Genomic DNA, 16,218 nt, shown 5'->3' with positions numbered 1-16,218 from the left:
CCATCGCCCTTGTATTTTTCGCTTTTCATTTCGCCGCTGTTTCTGCAAAGGGGCGCCTCTGTGGCGATCGTAGCTCAGTTGGTTAGAGCGCCGGTTTGTGGTACCGGAGGTCGTGGGTTCAAGACCCATCGATCGCCCCATTTCCCCCTCCCTGTACCCCTTTTTTCAAGCAATATGCGAAATGTACGCTAAGGCATGTCGCGATTTGTCTGGCCCCATTGTAACGCCGGGCTGACTTGTGGCAGGGTGCATCAGGCTCTTTCGCCAATCGGGACTATCCAGCGTCTTTCATGCACGGTTTTGCCAATCCTGCCCGTTTCCAGCGTATCGCGCGATGGCTGTTGCCGGTGCTGCTGGTGCCGGGGTTGATCCTGGGGCTGGGCGCACTGGCATGGGGTGTGGCGTTTGCGCCGCCCGATCATCTGATGGGCGTAACGGTCAAAATCCTGTTCATCCATGTGCCGTGCGTGTGGCTTGGCATGGCCGGCTGGTCGACGATTGCGATGGCGAGCGTGGCCGAACTGGTCTGGCGCCACCCGCTCGCCGGGATTGCGGCGCGAGCGGCGGCGGTCCCGGGCGCGGTGTTTACGGCGCTCGGGCTGATTACCGGATCAATCTGGGGCCGCCCGACCTGGGGTACCTGGTGGGTGTGGGATGGCCGGCTGACCAGCTTTCTGGTGCTGCTATTCCTGTATTTCGGCTATCTCGCGCTGGCCGACGCGGCGCAGCGTGATGCCACGAATGGCGGCAGCGCCGGGCGGGTGACGGCCATTTTCGGCCTGGTCGGCGCGATCAATATTCCGATCATCAATCGCTCTGTGGTGTGGTGGAACAGCCTGCACCAGCCGCCGTCGATCACGATGGGCGGATCGAAGATCGATCCCACCTATCTGTGGGTCTTGCTGATCGCGGCGCTCGGGTTTTCGCTGGTGTTCGGCGCGGTTGTCCTCGCGCGGATGCGCATGCTGCTGGCGCAGATCCAGACCGAGGCGCGGCTGCGCCGAAAAGCGATGGTTTAAATGCACGAACATCTCGATCAATCGGCGTTTGTCTGGGCGGCAGTCGGCATCGGTGTCGCTGGCCTGGTGGCGATGGTGGCCTGGTCGCTGATCGCGATGGTCCGTGCCGAACGGCGCCGCGACGCAGTGCGCCGCAAATGAGCGCGATCAAGCCCAAGCACCAGCGACTGGTGCTGGTCATGCTTGCGCTGGTCGCGCTGGTCGGCGCGGGGCTGCTGGCGTCGTTTGCGCTCAGCCGCCAGGCGAGCTATTTCTACATCCCAAGCGAGATGGCCGCGCATCCCCCCGCAGCGGGTCGCGCCGTGCGGCTGGGCGGAATGGTCCAGAAAGGCTCGATCAAGACGATGCCCGACGGCGTGACCATTCATTTCACCGTCACCGACGGCAAGGCGCAAGTGCCCGTGCAATTCACCGGGATCACGCCGGATCTGTTTGTCGAAGGATCGGGCGTTGTCGCCGAGGGGCGCATGGACGGCCGCCAGTTTGTCGCCGATAACCTGCTGGCCAAGCACGACGAAAAATACGTGCCGCGCGAAATGAAGAACATGAGCGTCAGCGATGCAAAGCAAGTGGTGGCCCAAACACAATGAATGATATCCGCCCCCACCTGATTGTCATTCCCGCGAATGCGGGAATCCAGTTGCGGCGTTTCGGCAACCCGGAACGTTGTGGCATTCAAAGACGGCAGCTCGGCTGGATTCCCGCGTTCGCGGGAATGACGAACGTTAGCGTTGCAAGCCTCGCCCGATGATTGCTGAACTCGGCCTGGCCATCTTGTGGATGGCGGCGGCATTGGCCGTGTTGCAACTGGTCGCAGGCGCGTTTGCGCTGCGGCCAAGCGGCGTGGCGCTGGGCGGGCTGGTGCGTCCGGTTGCGGTCATGCAGGGGTTTCTCGTGCTGATCTCGTTTGGCGCGCTGATCATGTTGTTCGTCACCACCGACCTTTCGGTAAAGCTCGTCGTCGACAACAGCCATTCGGCCAAGCCGCTGATTTTCAAGATCGCCGGCACCTGGGGCAACCACGAAGGCAGCATGCTGATGTGGGTGACGATCATGGCGATGGCCGGCGCGGTCGTGGCGCTGATCGAGCGGCAGCTTGACGAGCGCACGCTGTATGCGACGCTGGCGGGGCAGGCGTTCATCAGCCTGGGGTTCTATGCCTTCCTGCTGTTCGCCTCGAACCCGTTTGCGCGGCTGGCGCAAGTGCCCGACGAAGGCCAGGGGCTCAATCCGCTGTTGCAGGACACCGGGCTCGCGTTCCATCCGCCCACGCTGTACGTGGGCTATGTCGGGCTTTCGATCGCGTTCTCGTTTGCGGTCGGTGCGCTGGTCACGCGCAATGTCGGGCCGGCGTTTGCCCGCGCGATGCGGCCCTGGGTACTGGGCGCGTGGATATTCCTGACACTGGGGATCACGGCGGGGTCGTACTGGGCGTATTACACGCTGGGCTGGGGCGGCTGGTGGTTCTGGGATCCGGTCGAAAATGCCTCGCTGATGCCGTGGCTGGCGGCGACCGCGCTGCTGCATTCGGTATCGGTGCTGCAAAGCCGCGATGCGTTGCGCGCGTGGACCGTGATGCTGGGCGTTGTCGCGTTTTCGATGTCGATGGTCGGGACATTCCTGGTGCGATCGGGCATATTGACCTCGGTCCATGCGTTCGCGGTCGATCCGCAACGCGGTTCGTTTATCCTGGCGCTGCTGGCCATAGATATCGGCGGCGCGCTCGTGCTGTTCGCGGTGCGCGCGTCGACTGTGACCGAAGGCGCGCGATTTTCGTTTCTCAGCCGCGAGGCGGCGCTGGTGTTCAACAATGTGATGCTGTGCGGCATTCTGGGCATCGTCCTGATCGGCACGCTGTATCCGTTGCTGACCGAGGCGTACGGGGTCAAGGTTTCGGTCGGTGCGCCGTATTTCAATCCGGTCTCGGCGATCTTTGCGATTCCGATGTTTGCGGTGATGGCCGTCGGCCCGCTGTTGCGCTGGCGCCGCGACCGATTGACGGGCGAGCGCGGGGGCCGGATCACGCGGCCGATCGCGATTTGCGCCGGGCTGGTGCTGGTGGTGTTCATCGGTGTCGAGGCGGCCGCGCATGGCATCGGTATCCTGCCCGCGCTGGGCCTGGCGATTGCCAGCGGGCTGTTTCCGGCCGCCTTCCTGCCGCTGGTGGGCCGCAATCTGCGCCGCACGCCGCTGCCGGTCTGGGGCATGGTCATCGCCCATGCCGGAATCGCGGTGTCGCTGTTCGGCATGGCCAGCGAAAGCGCGTTTTCGGTCGAGCGGCTGGCCGCGTTGACAATTGGCGAAGCGCGCGATGTCGGGCCATTTCATGTCACGCTCGACGGGATGATGCCCGTTGCAGGTCCGAACTGGACCGCGCTGCGCGCCAGTGTCTCGACCCGGTATGAAGGCGGTGCGCCGACTGTGCTCAATCCCCAGGCCGAAACCTTTACCAACCCGCCGGGCACGCGCAACGAATCCGCGTTGCAGACGCGCTGGAACGGGCAATTGTACGTCGTGCTGGGCGAACAGGCGATCGATGGCCGGTGGCAGATGCGGTTCTGGTGGAAACCGTTCGTGCCGCTGATCTGGATCGGCGGCGGGATGATCGGCTTTGGCGGGATTCTCGCGATGGTCGGCCGGATGCTCAGTGATTTGCGCCGCCAGATCGCCAAGGGCAAGATTGCCTATCGCCGCGTGAGGCAGGGCCGATGAAAAACCTGCGGCTCGGCATCTGGCTGCCGCTGGCACTGTTTGCTGCGCTGTTCGCGCTGTTTGCCCACGGGTTGATGCGCCCGACGAACACCAATGTGGCCAGCGCCTTCGTCGGCAATCCGCTGCCGCAATTCAACCTGCCCGCCGCCGCGGCGGATCGCCCCGGACTGACCACGGCTGCGTTTCGCACCGGAAAGCCGCATCTGCTGAACGTTTTTGCCAGCTGGTGCCTGCCGTGCGCGGCCGAAGCCCCGCAACTGGCCGCGCTGGCGCAGGCCGGCGTTCCCATCGAAGGGGTGGCGATCCATGACCAGGCCGACGATCTCGCGCGGTTTCTGGCCAACAACGGCAATCCTTACGCTGCGATCGGGCGCGACGACAAACGCGCGGTCCAGATCGCGATCGGATCGTCAGGCGTGCCCGAAACGTACGTGATCGATGGCCGGGGCGTGATCCGTTATCAGCATATCGGCGATATCCGCGCCGAGGATGTCGCGGTCCTGCTCGACAAGCTGAAGGCCGCAGGGGGCGGATCGTGAGAGGTCTGATCGCGGCGCTCCTGCTGGCATTTGCCGTACCCGCCAGCGCGCAACAGAACGTGCCGCCGGCGCCTCTCGCCTATCGCCAGCTGGACAATCCCGAGCAGGAGGCGAAAGCCAAGGCGCTGATGGTCACCTTGCGCTGCGTGATGTGCCAGAGCCAGTCGATCGCGGATTCCGACGCGCCGATCGCGGGCGACATGCGCAGCGAAGTGCGCACACGCATTGCGGCGGGCGAAGACCCGGAACATATCCGTCAGTGGCTGATCGCGCGCTATGGCGATTACGTGACGTATAGCCCCCAGGTCAAACCGATCACCTGGCCGCTGTTTGCCGCGCCGCTGGTGATCCTGATCGTGGCGGCGCTGCTGCTGCGCGGGCGCTTTTTTCCGGGGAAACAGGCATGACCTGGGTGGTGATCATTGCGCTGGCGGCCATCGTGTTTGCGCTGCTGGTGTTCGTTTTCAAAATGCCGCGCGCGGGTTGGGAAATCACCGGCGCCGCGCTGCTGTTCGGGCTGGCGGGTTACGCGGTGCAGGGGCACCCGGGCGTGCCCGGCGTACCCAAGGCGGCGGTCGAGAACCAGCGTATCGCCGATGCGACGATGTTGCAGATGCGCCAGCAGATGGGCGCCCGCTTCAGCGAAAACCAGTCATGGCTGCTCGTCGCCGATGCTCTGGTCCGCCAGGGGCAGTTCCGCGCGTCGGCCGATTTCCTCAGCCATGCGGTGTCATTGCACCCCAATGATCCCGATCTGTGGGTGGCGCTGGGCAACTCGCTGACCGGGCATAGCGACGGCACGATTACCCCGGCGGCGAAATATGCGTTCGACCGCGCCGCCAGGATCAACCCCGCGCACCCCGGCCCGCCGTTTTTCGAAGGCATGGCGCTGGTGCAATCGGGGCATCTGGCGCAGGGCCGCGCGATGTGGGCCGATCTGCTCAAGCGGTCGCCGCCCGATGCCGCGTTTCATGCCGATCTTGCCGCGCGGCTGGCGCGACTCGACCAGTTGATCGCGATGAGCGAGGGCAAGGGCCCGCCGCCTGTTTCGCCCGATGCGGTGCCCGCCGATGCCCAGCCTGGTGCGACACCGCCAGCACGCTGAAATCATGGCAATTCCTGCCCGGGGTCAGGGCCCATTGCCCACCTGTTGGCGCGGTGCTAATGCGCCGCCGCCGGGTCGGATTTGCGTATCCATGGCATAACAGGCCGGGGGCCGCCGCGCGATGAATGCCACGAACGACGCCACGCCGGATAACGCGCCCAAGCCCGTTCCCGCGCGCGGCATCCATCGCAAGGTCGGTGGGCGCAGGATCGGCGGGCAGGGCGGCGTACAGGCGACCCGGCTCGCAGTCGGCGCGATGGGCATCGTGTTCGGCGATATCGGTACCAGCCCGCTTTATGCCCTGCGCGATACCTTTGCCGGGCGCCATCGCCTGCCGCTCGATACGCTGCATATTTACGGCATCATCAGCCTGATGTTCTGGTCGATGCTGATCATGGTCACGCTGAAATACGTGATCATCATGATGCGTGCCGACAATCGCGGCGAAGGCGGCAGCCTGGCGCTGCTGGCGCTGATCAATCGCGAAGGAACCGAAAAACGCTGGGGGCGCGGGGTAATCGTGCTCGGTGTGCTGGCAACGGCGCTGTTTTATGCCGACGCGATGATCACGCCGGCGGTGTCGGTGATGGGCGCGATCGAGGGCGTGGCAGTCTATCGCCCCGAATACCATTATGTCGTCGTGCCGATCGTCGTGCTGGTGCTGATTGCGCTGTTCCTGATTCAGGATCGCGGCACCGCGCGCGTCGCCTATTTCTTCGGGCCAATCATGCTCGTGTATTTCGCGACGATCGCGGTGCTTGGCGCCTGGTCGATGGCCGGCCATCCCGAAGTGCTGGCCGCGCTTTCGCCGCATTTTGCGATCGAAATGTTTGTCGCCGATCCGTGGCGCGGGTTCCTGGCGATGGGTGCGGCGGTGCTGGCGGTAACCGGCGCCGAGGCGCTGTATGCCGACATGGGATATTTCGGGCGCAATCCGATCCGGCTGTCGTGGCTCGCAGTCGTGCTGCCTGCGCTCGTGCTCAATTATCTGGGGCAGGCGGCGCTGCTGCTGCGCGATCACGCTGCTTTGGAAAGCCCGTTCTTCCTGCTCGCGCCGCACTGGTTTCAATGGCCGCTGCTGATCCTGGCCAGTCTTGCCGCCATCATCGCGTCGCAAGCGGTGATCTCGGGCGTGTTTTCGGTTACGCAGCAGGGCATCCAGCTCGGTTTCATTCCCCGCCTGACCATCCGCCACACCAGCCAGGCGCTGGGCCAGATTTATATCCCGGCGATCAACCAGGTTCTGTTGATCGCGGTGATCGTGATGGTCGTGGTGTTCCAGCGCTCGACCAATCTGACCGCAACGTATGGCGTGGCCGTGACCGGCGCGATGCTGATCGACAACGTGCTGCTGGCTGTCGTCCTGCTAAAATTGTGGCAGTGGCGACCGATTTTTGCCATCCCGCTGATCGGGTTGTTCTTCGTGGTCGATGCGGTCTACCTCGCCGCCAATCTTACCAAGGTGCCCGATGGCGGCTGGGCGCCGCTGCTGATGAGCGCGGTCGTGTTCATCCTGCTGACGACCTGGTCGCGCGGCCGCGCGTTGTTGCGCAAGAACATGGCGACGAGCGGCATTCCGCTCGAAGTGTTTACCAAATCGGCCCATGCCAGCGCGATCCGCGTGCCCGGTACTGCGGTGTTCATGGCCTCTGCCACCGCCGGTGTGCCGTCCGCGCTGCTGCACAACATGAAGCACAACAAGGTCCTGCACGAACGGATCGTGCTGATGACCGTGCAGATCGAGGACACGCCGTTCGTCGATCCCGCGACCCGCGCCGCCGTGCGCGATTTCGGCAACGGGTTTTACCGCGTAAAGCTGCGCTTCGGCTTTCTGGAAGAGACCGATGTGCCCGCAGCGCTCAAGGATACGACGATGTGCGGCGCGCCATTCGACATGATGCGCACCAGCTTTTTCCTGTCGCGCCAGACGCTGTTGCCGTCGGACACCCCGGGCATGGCGCTATGGCGCGAAAAACTGTTCTCGTGGATGCTGCGCAATTCGGCGAGCGCGATGGAATTTTTCCGCCTGCCGACGAACCGCGTGGTCGAGCTGGGCAGCCAGATCAAGATTTAGCACAAATCCTCCGTATTTGGGGATAAATCACTGATAACTCAGTGTGAATGTCGCCAGGGCGAATACCGAGCCGGGCCCGGCCGGGCCGGTGGCATAGTATTGCGCGATCAGCGGGATGCTCGACAAACTTGCCGAAGGGCCGACATACCATTGGCCGATGTTGCCTGCGTTCGCCGAATCCGGGCCATAGCTGACCGGTGCGCCGGAGCTGTTGAGCACCTGCAATTTGACATTGGTTGCGGTGGAGGCCGGAGACAGCGTGAGCAGCGACGTGGTGTTGGACACCAGGTTGGCATCCGTCAGTGTGACATAGATCCCGGCGCCGGTACCGCTGCAATTCAGCAGGACCGAAAAATTCACTGCGCCGCCGGTCTGGCCCGCGGCAGACAGCGACTGGACGGATACGGTCGGCAGGTTGATTGTCAGCGTGGGCGTGGGAACGGTGCAGGTCGTGCCGGTAACGGTGGCGGCGCTCGCGGTGACGGCCAGCGTCTGCGTCGTCACGTTGAGCACGCCGCAGCCAAGGCCGACGCCGACAAAGACAATCCCGAGGCTGGGCAACGCCGACAACGATCCCGCGCTGACTGGTCCTGTCACGACCAGTTGCGCCAGGATGGTCACCGGGCCGGGCGTGGCAGGGTTGAGCAGCACGCTGGCCTGGATCCCGGGATCGATCTGGGTCTGGGTGCCGCCGACCACGTAGTAGAAATTGACACCGATACCGGCCAGGCCGGTGGCAAACGTGTTGCCCGATGATGTCGCCGAATTGGACAGGAACACCGCTGTCATCGCACATGTGCCGCTGAGCCCGCTGACATTGAGTGTCGATGTCGCGGTGGCCAGGATCGTGCCGACCGGCGCGTTGCGGGCCGCGTTATACGGGCCGGCGGGGGTGAATTGCAAACTGGGCGCGCTGAGCGAAACGGTCAGCGCGCTGGCGGGCGCGGCCGTCATTCCGGCCATCAGCCCGGCAAACAGCAACGCGAACAGCAGGCGGCGGATCAATCGGGCAGGCATGTCGTGGCGATCCTGATCAGCGGCGCGGTGGCGACGTGTTTGGGCAGCACATAGTCAAAGGCGCAATGGGCGTCGGCGTCGGTGCCCCAGGCGACCTGGACCTGGCCTTTGGCGGCGTTTGTGCGCAGGAAAACCTGGCCGTTCTGGCCGACAATTCCCACATCCGGCTGCTTGGACAGCGACACTGTCGCGCCAAACGGCACAGGGCTGCCGTCGGGCCGCTTTGCGGCAAACAGGACGCCGGTGCCGATCGAGGTCGGGTAATGCAGCATGACCACGGCATTGGCATGCGGCGCAACCTGCTGGCTGGTAATCTGCATTTCGACATCGAGCGCGGTGCCGTGCGGATCGATCGCCACCTGGTTTTCGCGGTACGGCAGCAGGTACGGGACCACGGCATAGCCCGCGCCGTCGATCCGCGTGCCGTTGCCGGTCGAGACGCTGGCGCCCTTGGCGCCGGGTGCGTCGGCAATCGCGATCGTATCGCCCAACTGGCTGGCCAGCGTCACGCCGCCGGGGTGGACGACGATGCCGCCGCTGACGCCGAACGAGGTCTGGCTGAAGCCGTTGCCCACGCCGGCGCTGCCTGAAACCGTGGCAAAAGGCGCGTGCCACGCGGCGTTTGCGGCCACGGCATCGGCACCGGCGCCGACATTGGCAGTGGCGCCGTAGGTGTATTCGCCGTTCACGCCGGCAGTGCCGGCGATCGACAGCTGGCCGCTGGTCTGCGACCGGCCGTCGGCGCGGTCTTCGACCAGGTTTGCCGCCAGGCGCGGCGCCGATGACTTGCGGCCCAGCGTCATCGCCAGGTTGAACAACACGCGGGTGTCGGAGCGCTCGGTCGCGTCATTGCGCTGGCGCGACACCGAAACGCCATAGGTCACATTCATTTTGCCGGCCGAGGCGACATTGCTGTAGCCTGCCTGAAACTGAGTGACAGTGCCCGCCGTATCGTAATAGCGCGTAGTCGACCCGTTAAGGTAGATATTGCCCCATTTCCTGGGCAGAGCCTGCGACACATTGATCTGAAAACGGCTGTGCTGGCGCACGATTGCCGCCGCGACGGTTCCGGGACCGTTGCGCGCCGCGATGTCGATGCTGCGATTGGCCATCGCGTCCTGCAACGACCAGAATCCGCCGGAGGAATAACGAAACGCCGACAGCGCGAGATTGGTGCCGATGCCGGGCACGTTCTTGCTGTAGCTCACCCGCACGCTCTGACCCTGATCGGTCCTCGGCGGCCCGGCGCCATTGCCCGGCAAGCCATTGCGCGCAAGCGTGACGTCCACCGCCAGCCCGCCCAGATGCGTGTTGATCGCCACGCCCAGCAGGCCCGAGGCGTAGCCGGGGGCACCTTGCGCGCCGCCATATGCGGTCAGCAGATTGGTAATGCCGCGCTGGACCGTCGCCTGGGCAAACCGGTTGCGCGTGGTCGACCCGATGACCTGCATCTTGCCGGCGGCAAGGCCATATCGCCAGACATGCGGCCGCAGCGATTGCACGAGCGAGGCGTAACTTACTGTAAAACTTTCCTGAGTCCCGTCGGCTTCGAGCACGGTGACCAGTAGGTCACCGCCATACCCGGTCGGGTACAGGTCATCGATCTGGAATGCGCCGGGCGCGACGGTCGTTTCCAGCAGCAGCGTCCCGTGCTGGGTGATGCGCACGCGCGCATTGGTATGGGCAATGCCGCGCACCACCGGCGCATAGCCCGACAGCGAATCGGGGCGCATGCGATCATCGGTGGCCAGCGACACGCCGCGAAACCCGAAGCTGTCGTAGACCGCGCCATCGGTATACGTATCGCCGAGCGTCAGGCTGGATTGCAACACGGGCAGATCGCGCTGAACATAGGCGGCGATATTCTGATACGACCAATGGCCGTTGTTGCCGGTCAGCACCGCGCGATTGCGAAAATGCCAATCGCCCAGGTTCGCGCCCGCAGTCAGCCCGGCATAGACACTGGTCTTGACCAGCCCTGCAAACGACGATCGAAACAGGCTGGCGTCATAAGCCAGCGTCGCCGATGGCACGCCCTTGTCCCACGATTGCGGGCTGACATAGCCATGCGGCCGGTGGATCAGCGCGGCTTGCGGCACGGACAGCGCCAGCGTCAGCGTCGCCATGTCGAAGGTCACGCGCGTGCCGGGTGGCAGGCGTTCCGCATCGACACAGCGGCCCTTGGCCCAGGCCTCGTGGCGCAGCGACGGCAGCGCCCTGGGTCTGAGCCCAAGGCGCAACAGCACCGGCAGAGTGAGGCACGGCGTTGCATCCCGGGCACCGGGGACAACCGAAAAGCGCACTGTCAGGCGCTCTTTCCATTCGCCGTTAAGCACAAGATCCACCAGATACTCGCCGGGCGGGACCGCATTTTCCTTGGAAAACCGCGACAGGTCCGCGCGCTGCCCGCCGCCACCCTGCAGAAAATCGGCATTGAATTCCACGTCTGCAGACGGCGCCGCCGCGCGCGCGCGAGCGGGCGCGCCGGGCAGGAAGACCGCCATCAGCAAAGTCAGCAGCGCCACCAGGGCACGGGCACAGGCGGTATGATGATGCGGGGATATGGTGCGATCGGGGCGCGTCACCGGCTGTTTACGGCGCGCGGCTCGCGGCGGCGTCGCCGGTGACGACCGCGCCGTAGTCATTGATGAAGCTGTAATGGATTTTGACCGCGCCCGCATTCTTCAGGGCAGTTTGGGTCATGGCAAAGCGCGCGCTGCTGTCTGGCGCGACCATTTCGGTCCGCGCCTCATCGTGGACGGCGCCTGCGGTTACATCGGCGCTGACGAACGCGATATGATAGGGCGTCGGATTGCGCGCGATCAGCGCCAGGCCATCTGCCCCCGCCGCGATCGACCAGACCACGGCCTTTGGCGCGTCGGCGGGATCGCCGTGAAGGCCGGCGGGACGGAAAAAGATCTTCAGCCGGTGACGAAATGCCATTTCAAGCTGGTTTGGCGCATCGGGATTGGCTTTTGCGCGCGGCGGAATGTCGAGCACATTGAGCCAGAACACCGTTTCGCGGTCGGTCGGCAAAGGATTTTGGGTGTAGATCAGCCGCAGCGTCTGCCCTTGCGCGGGGTCGAGCCGGAACAGCGGCGGCGTTGCGACGAACGGCACATCGGCCGCCGGCGGATCACCCGGTTTGGGCGCGTCCTTGACCGACGTCCGGTCCCTGCCATTGTCGATCCACACTTCGACAAGCGATGGCGCTTCCCCGACATTGTGCAGATTGACCGAAACCTCGTGCCGGTTTGCCGGATAGATGACGCGCGTCCCGTCGACGATGACAGCGGCGAACGCGATCGGTCCCGTTGCCCACCACACCACCAGCGCAGCGACCAGCAGGGCGACGGGCAAACGACAGGCAGCACGAAGGGTTCGGCCAGAGACTGGGACCGCCATTTGCATAGCCTCCGGCATTTGCGGACAAGTGGAAAAACAGCCCCTGGTTCGGGACAGTCTTACAGATACGTGATCGAATACGTCACGGTTGACACGACCGTGCCGGCTGCCGATGCGGCTGTGGCATAATAGCGGGCAATGTAATTCAGCGTGCCGCTCGGGGTCGAAGTCGTATTGATGCCGGTGTTCGTGGCCTGCCCCGGGCTACCCACTGCGATATTGGTGCCAGCGGCGGTTTGCAGCTGCACTTCGACACCGGTTGCAGTGCCGGTGTTGAGCAGGTTTCCGGTCAGCAGGTCGACGTTCGTCCCGGCTTCGAAAAAGGCATTGACCGTCTTGCCGGTCGTGCACGCGCTCAGATTGATGGCAAACGCAGTGGCGCCCGCATTCTGTGCGGCGGCCGACAGGACCGAGCTCGACACGTTGGGCAGAATGATGGTGCCGGTGCCGTTGGCGCCGTTGCCCAGTTTGACCGTACAGGTCGCGGACGAGATGTTGCCCGTAAACGTGATGGTGCCGTCGGAGGCATAAGCCGAAGCGCCGAAAAACAGTGCGCAGAATGCCACGGCGGTGGCTGTTACAATTTTCCCAATCATGATCGCCGCCCTTGCTGGTGTTTCAACACCGTCAGATTAGCCGCGGGCGCTTAAAGGACGTCGCGGGGGCAACTACGTATGAATCCTGAGAAATCCTGTCTTGACCGGAAAGGTTTGCGACGGCCGGTCGCAACCGTTCAATCGTGCGGGACCTCGGTCTCCGCCTCTGCGACATCGCCCAGGCCGTGGCGCATCAGCATCGGCACCTGCGCGAATGTGAACAGGAACGACAGCGCGGTCACCCCCCACACCTTGATCGTCAGCCAGGTTTCGAACCCGCCGTTGTCCTTGTTGTACATATGGCGCAGCACTTCGTTGAAGATGGCCAGGAATGTGAAGAACCAGGCCCAGTTGCGCGACAGTTTCAGCCAACCCCGGTCGTCGAGCCCATCGAAGGCGGATTGCAGCAGATCGCGCAGCATCGCGCGCTTGAAGCGCAAGCCCGTGAACAGGATCGCGGCAAACAGCACGTATACGACAGTCGGCTTGATCTGGATCCAGGTCGGATCGCCCAGGAACACGGTCAGCGCGCCGAACCCGATGATCAGGCTGGATGAGAGCCACAGCATCGGCGAAATCTTGCCCAGCCGCCATTTCGACACGATCAACGCGACGACCGTGGCCACCATGAACGCGATCGTGCTTTTGGTCACCGCGACGACTGCGGCGACGCCCGGATCACCGCCCTTGGGGTTGAAATGGCGATAAGCCAGGAAAAACACCAGCAACGGCCCATAGTCGACGGCCAGGTTGACCCAGGACGATTTGGCAGGCTTGCGTTGGGTGCTCACTCACACATCTCCGGCAATGACCCGGGCGACCAGTGCAGGGTCGAACGGGCGCAAGTCATCGATTTTTTCGCCGACGCCGATGGCGTGGATCGGCAATCCGTACTGTTCGGCCGCCGCGACGAGAACGCCGCCGCGCGCGGTGCCGTCGAGCTTGGTCATGACCAGCCCGGTGACGCCGGCGACATTGCGAAAGGTTTCGATCTGCTGCAGCGCGTTCTGCCCGTTGGTGGCATCGAGCACGAGCACGACGTCATGCGGTGCGGCGGGGTTGAGCCGGCCGAGCACGCGGCGGATTTTCGCCAGTTCATCCATCAGCTCGCGCTTGTTCTGCAATCGCCCGGCGGTGTCGACGATCAGCACGTCGGTGCCGGCATCGGTTGCGGCCTTGACCGCGTCGAACACGATCGAGGCGGGATCGCCGCCTTCGGCGCCCGCGATGATCGGCACGCCCAGCCGATCGGCCCACACGCGCAACTGGCCGATGGCGGCGGCGCGGAATGTATCGCCCGCCGCGATCATAACGGCGTAATCCTGTTCCTGGAACAGATGCGCCAGCTTGGCGATCGTCGTCGTCTTGCCCGAGCCGTTGACGCCGATCACCAGGATCACCTGGGGCCGCGGAAAGGCGATGATGTCGAGCGGACGCGCGACCGGGCTCAGGATCGCCTCGATTTCGCCGGCCACCGTCTTGCGCAGCGCCGCGTCATCCAGCCCGGCCTCGAACTTGCCCTGCGCGAGCCGGGCGCGGATACGCCCTGCCGCGCGCGGGCCGAGGTCAGAGGCGATCAGCGCGTCCTCGATGTCGTCGAGTTGCGCATCGCTGAGCTTGCCGCCGCCGGCAAGCCCGGACAGGTTGTCGGCCAGCCGCTCGCGGGTCTGACGCAGGCCACCCAGCAGCCGGTCGCTCCACGTTTCGCTACTCATGCCAGCAATCCTTCGGAAACTGTCGTGGGCGTCAGCGTGACAAGTTGCCCCGCGATCGTTCCCATGGGCAGGCGATAGCCTGCGAATTCGCCCGAATGGCCGGTGCCGTCGCATTCGGCAAGCACTTCGCGCGGGGAACCCACCAAAGTCTGCAGCCAACCCGCACGCGCCTGCGCGACGCTGGCGCGCAATTGCGCTGCGCGGGCGCGCACGATCACCGGATCGACCTGCGGCATGCGCGCTGCCGGCGTGCCGGGGCGGGGCGAATAAGGAAAAATATGGCCATGGACGATTCGCGCCGCAGCGATCAGGCTCAGGTTGTTGGCGTGCATCGCGTCTGTTTCGGTCGGAAACCCGGCGATCAGGTCGGCGCCGATGGCGATGTCGGGGCGGCGCGCGATCAGGCGTTCGACCAGATCGACCGCTTGCCCGCGCGAATGGCGGCGCTTCATGCGTTTCAGCACCATGTCGTCGCCCGATTGCAGCGACAGGTGGACATGCGGCATCACGCGGGTCTCGCCGGTCAGGATCTCGAACAGATGATCGTCGATCTCGACCCCGTCGAGCGACGACAGCCGCAACCGGGGCAGCGCCGGAAACGCCAGCAGGATTGCCGCAACCAGATCGCCGAAGCGCGGGGCTCCGGGCAGATCGGCGCCCCAGCCGGTTACATCGACGCCGGTCAGCACGACTTCGCAGGCGCCATGCGCCAGATGCGCGTCGATCCGCCGGATCACATCCGCGATCGGGCTCGACACGCTGGCGCCGCGTCCGGCCGGAATGATGCAGAACGTGCAGGCATGGTCGCACCCGGTCTGTACCGGCACGAACGCGCGGGTGTGATGCACCGATGGCGCGGCATTGGGCCGGGCAGGGGCCTGCCAGGTCTGCGGCATCATCTTGGCGGGGTTGAGCACGACCGCATCGACTTCGGGCATGGCGCCAAACCCGGCGGGGTCGATCGTTGCGGCACAGCCGGTCACTATCAGGCGCGCATCGGGATTGTCGCGGCGCAAGCGGCGCACGGCGCGGCGCGACTGGCGCACCGCTTCGGCAGTGACTGCGCACGAATTGACCACCACGGTGTGTCCCGGCGCGCCGGCAAGCATCGTGCGGATCGTCTCGCTTTCGGCAAGATTGAGCCGGCAGCCGAGCGTCGCGACCGTTTCGGGAAAAACGGGTTCGGTCATGCCGGGTAGTCGGCCTCGTCGAAGGCGCCGGTGAAACTGGTCGTGGCGGGGCCGGTCATGATGATCTGATCGGCATCGTCCCATTCGATCGTCAGCGGACCACCGGGCAGCGTGACAACGACTTTGCGCCCCGTCAGGCGGCGGCGCATCGCCGCGATCGCAGTGGCGCAGGCGCCGGTGCCACAGGCGCGGGTCAGCCCGGCGCCGCGTTCCCATACCCGCAGCGTAATCGCATCGGGCCCGGTCAGCGTCGCGACATTGACGTTGATCTTGCGGGGAAACAGTGGATCGGTTTCGATGATCGGCCCCAGCCGCGCCAGATCCACCGCGCCGCAATCGGGCACGAAAAACACCACATGCGGATTGCCGACATTGACCGCGGCGGGGCTTTCGAGATCCTCCCAGCCGACCGGCATGCGCAGCGTATCCATTGCATAGGCGAGCGGTATCTCGTCCCAGCCAAAGCGCGGGTGGCCCATCGCGACGCTGATCCCGTGCGCATGGGCGTGGGCGACAATCGTCCCGCCCAGCGTTTCGATGCGCGTCCCGCCGTCGGCACGTTCATTGGCGAGCAACACCCCGACCGCGCGGCTGGCATTGCCGCATGCCTCGACTTCGCCGCCATCGGGGTTGAAAATGCGCATGCGCACGTCGGCATTGTCCGACGGCTCCAGCACGATCAGCTGATCGCAGCCGACCCCCGTCAGGCGGTCGGCCAGCGCGGCGGCGCGGCGCGCGCTGATCGCGATCGGTCGCGCGCGCGCGTCGATCACGACGAAGTCGTTGCCCAGGCCATGCATCTTGCGAAACGGAACGTGCATGGCGCGCGCTCCTATAACATGCCGG

General features: G+C 64.9%; 16 protein-coding genes and 1 tRNA gene. 9 read left to right on the top strand and 8 right to left on the bottom strand.

What is annotated here, in order from left to right; all coding sequences use genetic code 11:
* The first annotated feature begins 63 nt into the window (after positions 1–63).
* From ACOOE2_RS13950 to ACOOE2_RS13910, 9 genes are all read left to right on the top strand, one after another.
* Positions 64–140 (top strand) — tRNA-His (locus ACOOE2_RS13950).
* Between the two features lie 150 nt (positions 141–290).
* On the top strand, positions 291–1,019 hold the full coding sequence (gene ccmC, locus ACOOE2_RS13945; protein ID WP_420383593.1) for a heme ABC transporter permease CcmC: 729 nt from the start codon (positions 291–293) through the stop codon (positions 1,017–1,019).
* On the top strand, positions 1,020–1,160 hold the full coding sequence (locus tag ACOOE2_RS13940; RefSeq protein ID WP_420383592.1) for a hypothetical protein: 141 nt from the start codon (positions 1,020–1,022) through the stop codon (positions 1,158–1,160). It begins immediately after the preceding gene.
* Positions 1,157–1,609 (top strand): cytochrome c maturation protein CcmE, encoded by a 453-nt coding sequence (gene ccmE, locus ACOOE2_RS13935; protein WP_420383591.1) that lies wholly within the window; start codon positions 1,157–1,159, stop codon positions 1,607–1,609. Before ACOOE2_RS13940 ends, ccmE begins: the two co-directional genes overlap by 4 nt.
* Before the next feature lie 157 nt (positions 1,610–1,766).
* Positions 1,767–3,731, top strand: a complete 1,965-nt coding sequence (locus ACOOE2_RS13930) for a heme lyase CcmF/NrfE family subunit (protein ID WP_420383590.1) — start codon at positions 1,767–1,769, stop codon at positions 3,729–3,731.
* The gene (locus ACOOE2_RS13925; RefSeq protein WP_420383589.1) at positions 3,728–4,270 is read left to right on the top strand and encodes a DsbE family thiol:disulfide interchange protein; all 543 of its coding nucleotides are present in this window, start codon (positions 3,728–3,730) and stop codon (positions 4,268–4,270) included. The genes ACOOE2_RS13930 and ACOOE2_RS13925 overlap by 4 nt, the downstream gene beginning before the upstream one ends.
* Positions 4,267–4,677, top strand: a complete 411-nt coding sequence (locus ACOOE2_RS13920) for a cytochrome c-type biogenesis protein (protein WP_420383588.1) — start codon at positions 4,267–4,269, stop codon at positions 4,675–4,677. The genes ACOOE2_RS13925 and ACOOE2_RS13920 overlap by 4 nt, the downstream gene beginning before the upstream one ends.
* Positions 4,674–5,375: a tetratricopeptide repeat protein gene (locus ACOOE2_RS13915; RefSeq protein ID WP_420383587.1), complete on the top strand. Its 702-nt coding sequence runs from the start codon at positions 4,674–4,676 to the stop codon at positions 5,373–5,375. The genes ACOOE2_RS13920 and ACOOE2_RS13915 overlap by 4 nt, the downstream gene beginning before the upstream one ends.
* Positions 5,376–5,496: 121 nt before the next feature.
* A complete protein-coding gene (locus ACOOE2_RS13910) occupies positions 5,497–7,449 on the top strand; it encodes a potassium transporter Kup (RefSeq protein WP_420383586.1) in 1,953 nt (650 codons plus the stop codon).
* 27 nt (positions 7,450–7,476) lie between these two features.
* On the opposite strand, the gene ACOOE2_RS13905 is transcribed toward ACOOE2_RS13910, so the two are convergent.
* The 8 genes from ACOOE2_RS13905 to dapF all read right to left on the bottom strand — a co-directional run bounded on the left by ACOOE2_RS13905 (position 7,477) and on the right by dapF (position 16,193).
* Positions 7,477–8,466: a fimbrial protein gene (locus ACOOE2_RS13905; protein WP_420383585.1), complete on the bottom strand. Its 990-nt coding sequence runs from the start codon at positions 8,464–8,466 to the stop codon at positions 7,477–7,479.
* On the bottom strand, positions 8,451–11,051 hold the full coding sequence (locus ACOOE2_RS13900; RefSeq protein ID WP_420383584.1) for a fimbria/pilus outer membrane usher protein: 2,601 nt from the start codon (positions 11,049–11,051) through the stop codon (positions 8,451–8,453). The genes ACOOE2_RS13905 and ACOOE2_RS13900 overlap by 16 nt, the downstream gene beginning before the upstream one ends.
* A 7-nt stretch (positions 11,052–11,058) precedes the next feature.
* A complete protein-coding gene (locus ACOOE2_RS13895; protein ID WP_420383583.1) occupies positions 11,059–11,826 on the bottom strand; it encodes a fimbria/pilus periplasmic chaperone in 768 nt (255 codons plus the stop codon).
* A 104-nt stretch (positions 11,827–11,930) separates the two neighbouring features.
* On the bottom strand, positions 11,931–12,467 hold the full coding sequence (locus ACOOE2_RS13890; RefSeq protein WP_420383582.1) for a fimbrial protein: 537 nt from the start codon (positions 12,465–12,467) through the stop codon (positions 11,931–11,933).
* 137 nt (positions 12,468–12,604) lie between these two features.
* Positions 12,605–13,258: an inner membrane-spanning protein YciB gene (locus ACOOE2_RS13885; protein ID WP_420383581.1), complete on the bottom strand. Its 654-nt coding sequence runs from the start codon at positions 13,256–13,258 to the stop codon at positions 12,605–12,607.
* Positions 13,259–14,182, bottom strand: a complete 924-nt coding sequence (gene ftsY / locus ACOOE2_RS13880) for a signal recognition particle-docking protein FtsY (RefSeq protein WP_420383580.1) — start codon at positions 14,180–14,182, stop codon at positions 13,259–13,261.
* Positions 14,179–15,372, bottom strand: coding sequence for a MiaB/RimO family radical SAM methylthiotransferase (locus tag ACOOE2_RS13875; RefSeq protein WP_420383579.1), 1,194 nt, complete (start codon positions 15,370–15,372; stop codon positions 14,179–14,181). Before ACOOE2_RS13875 ends, ftsY begins: the two co-directional genes overlap by 4 nt.
* Positions 15,369–16,193, bottom strand: coding sequence for a diaminopimelate epimerase (gene dapF / locus ACOOE2_RS13870; RefSeq protein ID WP_420383578.1), 825 nt, complete (start codon positions 16,191–16,193; stop codon positions 15,369–15,371). Before dapF ends, ACOOE2_RS13875 begins: the two co-directional genes overlap by 4 nt.
* Between the last annotated feature and the right edge of the window lie 25 nt (positions 16,194–16,218).

Source organism: Novosphingobium sp. (assembly GCF_965214355.1).
In the GTDB taxonomy this organism is placed as follows: Bacteria; Pseudomonadota; Alphaproteobacteria; order Sphingomonadales; family Sphingomonadaceae; genus Novosphingobium.
The sequence above is the reverse complement of the archived record's forward strand: the minus strand, read 5'-3'. Positions and strand labels throughout refer to the sequence as shown.